The 4,848-nt window shown below is 43.2% G+C and carries 1 protein-coding gene; it reads right to left on the reverse strand.

Features of this window, described 5'->3' with window-relative positions; genetic code table 11:
- Positions 1–69: 69 nt before the first annotated feature.
- Positions 70–3,294 carry a reverse transcriptase domain-containing protein gene (locus DD606_RS23695; RefSeq protein WP_129259278.1) on the reverse strand — a complete coding sequence of 1,075 codons (3,225 nt, stop codon included), beginning with the start codon at positions 3,292–3,294 and terminating at the stop codon, positions 70–72.
- Between the last annotated feature and the right edge of the window lie 1,554 nt (positions 3,295–4,848).

Raw genomic sequence — 4,848 nt, forward strand, 5'->3', positions numbered from 1 at the left:
AATAAATGGAGTCCCCAATAGGTAGTGCTTCCATGTGTCTATGGCATGTAGAATAGCTAAAAGCTCTTTCTAATAAATGCCCAGGACCCGTTCATCCGTATTGAGCCTTCGGCTCTCATATGCTATGGCATGCCCTTCTTGAAGCAAGACTGCTCCAAGGCAATCACCACAAGCATCACATTGGACCTCAAATGGCTTTGAGAGATCCGGAAGCATAAGGACTGGTTGGGAGGTAAGCTTCTCTTTGAGCTTGTCAAAAGCATTTTTCTCCTTAGCAGTCCATGAATACTTAACGTTTTTCTTTGTTAAGTCATGTAATGGTCCTGCTATTTGTGAGAACTTTTCTATGAAGCGTCTATAGTATGCACACATACCAATAAAGCTTCTTAGTTCATGAAGATTCCTTGGTTTAGGCCATCCTTTTATTACCTCTAACTTTGATGGATCCATTTGGATGCCATCTTGAGAGATAATGTGACCTAAATATTGAATCTCTTGTAAGAAAAATTCACTTTTCTTTCGATTAACATAAAGTTTATTCTCTCTTAAAACTTGAAATATTACCTGGAGGTGTTGCTTGTGTTCGTCTAATGAATTAGAGTAGATGATAATATCATCAAAGAACACTCCAGTAAAGGTTCGGTGAGGCCTGAATAGCTTCTCCATCAAGCGGTTGAATGTGGCTGGTGCATTGGTCAAGCCAAAAGGCATGACAATGTATTCGTAAAGACCAAACGTAGTGCGAAATGCGGTCTTTACAATGTCTTGATCAACTATCCTTATTTGATGATAGCCACTTTTTAGGTCAATCCTACTGAAGTAGGTCGATCCTTGTAGCTTATCAAATAGGTCTTCTACCCGTGGAACGGGAAACCTATTCTTGATAGTGATCCTATTTAGTGCTCTATAGTCGACACACATACGATATGTGCCGTCTTTCTTTTGCACTAATAGCACAGGTGAGCAAAATGGAGATGAGCTAGGCCTAACCATGCCCTTCTCAACTAACTCATGCACTTGCCGCATAATCTCCTCTTGTTGAGCTTGAGAAACTCTATAAGGAGGTTTATTAGGCGGTGAACTTCCTGGAAGAAGTTCAATTGCATGGTCATCATTACCTCGTTTAGGAGGTAGCTCACAAGGGATGTCGTCAATAAAAACATCTTGAAACCCCTTGAGAAAATTGGATAACTCTAATTCCTTTTGGTTGCTTTTATTTTCTTTTGCTAAAGCATTAGGTTCATTTTGAGAATCTTTAACAAAAATCATGTACACGGAAATAGAGCTCTTTATTGACTTGTTGAAAGCTGGTGTATGTACAATGGGGATGGTGTTACCCATTTCCTTAGCATCTATATACATGTCTTTTTCCCTGAACTTAAAGGAGATTCTCCTTTCAGGAAATTTAACATCGGCAGCCAGGCGGTCAAACCATGGTGCCCCTAGGATTACATCCTCATGCTTGAGAGGAGAGATAAAGAAGTCCTCTTTGTCCACATAGCTTTGGACATGGAGCCTCAATTTCCCGATTAAGGGAGTGACTGAAGCTTCTTGCCCCTTGAAAGCACTGTCTGCGGGTAGGACATCTCCCATCTCGTAGGCTTGTATGCCTAGCTTGGTGGCCAACTCTATAGATATAAAATTGTGAGTAGAACCAGGGTCAAAGAGAATAAAAGCATCATGTTCTCTTACCTTTCCCCAAGCATGGCATAGAGGAGATCCTTTGTGGTGAGTTTGGTGAGTCTCCTCCTCTTGGATTTCAACCAAGGTAGCTCTAGGAGGATCTTGGCGGTTGTTCTTTTGGGGACAAGCGCGGTACGCATGCCCTTGTTCGCCGCACTTGAAACACCGGTTATCCTTGCGATAACGCTCAAGCTCTTCAGGAGAGAGTTTATTTTTACCTTTGTAAACTCCCTTCTCTTTAGCTTTGTTGGAGTTGCCCTTAGGAGACTTTTGGACATTGTCCTTCCCCTTAGGCTCATTGGAACCCTTGTTTTCCGTGGGCTTATTATTTCTTTTAGCCCCCGTTTGGAAATTGATTCGAGAGGCCACCATAGTATGGTGTATTACCGCCGATATGGTACGTGGCCTTTGGGAGTTGACATACTCCGCCATTTCTTCGGTTAAGCCCGCACAAAATTGTTGCTTTTGCTCTCCAAAATCCAACTTTTTGAAGACAGTGGCTTTGAGTTGTAGGTCCCAAAACTTGTCTACATATTTGTGGATGGATTCATAGGGAGAGAGCTTTAAGCTTCGCCATTCGGTGAGTACTTTGTCTTTGGCATCGGTGGCCAAAAACTGCTTCATAATGGAAGCTCTTAAAGCTTTCCATGTTCGTGGAGCTTCACCGTTGGCTCGTAGGCTAGACCACCATTGTCTGGCGGACTTTTGAAAGTGCATAGCTACATGGCGTAGCTTAGAGGACTCCGTGAAGCCCTCATCTCCAAACGCCGCATCGAATTGTTGGATAAAGGCCAAGACTTTGTCCGTAGCACCAAAGGTGCCATCATAGGTAAGGAAAGAGATGCTCTTCCCTCCCTCTTTGAACTTCTTCAGCTTGGACGACCTCTTCCATGCGGCATAGGATTTCCTATGGCCTCTTCTTTTTGATGGTTCAAAGGTTGCACCATCACTTTCTTCAGAAGGTGAAGAATTTGAAGAAGGTGGAGAAGAGGGTGACCTCTTTCTCGCCTTTTTCTTGTCTTGATCTTCGTCGTCTTCACCATCACTTTCATAAGAGGAAGAGGATGAAGAAGATGGAGAAGAGGGTGTCCTCTTTCTCGCCTTTTTCTTCTCTTGCTTTTTATCATCCCTCTTTGAATTATGGTGTGGAGAAGAGTGTGATGGTCTTCTCCGCTTTGGTGGTGATGGAGAGCGTTTAGCCCGCCGTCTTCGTGGAGCCATCTCCGCCGAGGTGGCGGGAGACTCACTTCTTTCTCGTTCCTTCGGTGGAGGCTCTTGAGTTCTCCTTTGGGAAGGAGATGCATCATCAAGAAGTAAATTCTTGAGCCCTTCATATGGATTCTCTTCTTCTTCCCGAATCGGAGAGAGACCTCTTTTGGTAGTCTCACAAGGAGGCTTCCTAGGTGTTCTCTCGTCATGGTGATGAGCTTGGAGAATCCCGTGAGCACGGAGCTGCCGTTGCACTTCACTTTGGAGAGATGGATTGCCCATGGCTTGTTGAAGCCTAGAAACAAGATAGTTAACAAGCATTGAAGCATCATTAGTAGCTTGCTCATGAGCAAAATCAAAGTTATCAACATTAATTTCACTCTCTTTAATATTGTCAGCCATTCTAACAACTTTTAGGTGTAAACTTTTTAGGTGTACTTTGGCACTTCAAGCCCTAGTTGCTACTCCTCTTTACCCCTTTAGAAAAAGCACTCAAGCTACTGTACCCGCGGCTCGAATACCATTAATTGCAAGGAATAGAAGAGAGGGTCTTTCGACACCAAAACAGCACCGGCTCCTGTCAAGCTTCTAATAGCTCAATAGTGGTTAAGCCGTAGGCAAGCCCCGTAGGACTCCACTATTAAGACCATAGCTCTCGACGGTGATGCCCCGTTAACTGCACAAAGGCAGGCGCACTGCAAGGCTGAAAAATCCCTATTCTACTTACTCACATGCAATTAATAATACCAACCATTTGTAGCTAGCTTGAGGACCTCCCTTCTTGAGCAAGAAAAGAGAAACCTTGTGCTCTGATACCAATGTAACATTTAATGGCCTAATAACTTGTGTGTAGCGGAAATTAGCATGAACATAGTGGGCATTTCATTAGAATAGATTCCTAATGAGAATTACAAGAGTGCTTGGGTGGAGAGAGCAACAAAAATCATAACACCTAGTTAGATAGCATGAACAATACTTTCAAAAGAGAGAGAAATTAAGCTATTGACAACAGTTGAGGACCGGATTTGCATGGAGCCGGTCCCCCCTCCAAAAGGCTTTGTATTATGGTTTCTCCCATCAAGAGAGACATTGTACAATACAATTCTTTGTGTTCCTTCAAGACTAGCTAGTGCAATGAAGATGAAAGCTTCATGCACTAAGCAAAACACTTAACAAACACAACTTGAATTATCCCCGTTCTCAGACCCAAGACCTCACACACCTTCGAAGATGGTGAGAGCTAGCAGGGTATGAGAGTAGATTGAGAGGAAGAAGGAGTATCTTACGAGAAAGATGTACATCTCCTCACATAATCACTCATATTAGCATAGCTTAGCTTAGTAATTAGCTTGGTAGAGGAGATGAGCATGCATTGAAGCTTGGCTCTTGGTTGGATTTGCATCCACATGCCAAGAGAGTGTTGATGTAGGCTTCTATCTCACAAGCTTGGAGTAGGTGATGAGCTCTCCATTAAAGCTTGGGAAGAGATAGTCTTCTCTTTCTTCACACATGAGATTGTGTGAGTGTGTGTGTGTGTGTGATAATGCCTTGCAAAAATCAGCCCCCTCTCTCTCTTGGGCGAGCCCTTCTTGCTAAATTGGTCTGGCTTTTGCCTCATTGGACCTCCCCAAGTCAAGCCAATGGCTATTAAGCAGCATAAGTGATAGCCTTCTGACATGTGTCCCCCTTTCCCCTTTTGTGAGAGCTTTAGGTAATTAAATAATTAAACTAAACTCTCATTGGACCCCTTTGCCTCCTGGCCAATAGGAATCAGGCAAGCCATTGGGCTCCTGAATGCTCATTGGACCCCTTGGGAGACTGCCCAATAGTCTTCTAGGAGACTTAATTCTCATTGGTTTCTTTTATTAAATGTTTTTAAATTAATTAAACTAGATTTACTCTAGCTTAATTCTCATTGGTCCACTTCAAGGGTCATCCAATAGAAATTGGGCACAC

Source organism: Enterobacter cloacae complex sp. GF14B, from assembly GCF_004136805.1.
Classification (GTDB): domain Bacteria; phylum Pseudomonadota; class Gammaproteobacteria; order Enterobacterales; family Enterobacteriaceae; genus Enterobacter; species Enterobacter hormaechei_C.

Bases quoted from the DNA above. Each gene is read 5' to 3' on its own strand.
- DD606_RS23695 (WP_129259278.1), bottom strand. From the start codon at position 3,294: ATGGCTGACAATATTAAAGAGAGTGAAATTAATGTTGATAACTTTGAT.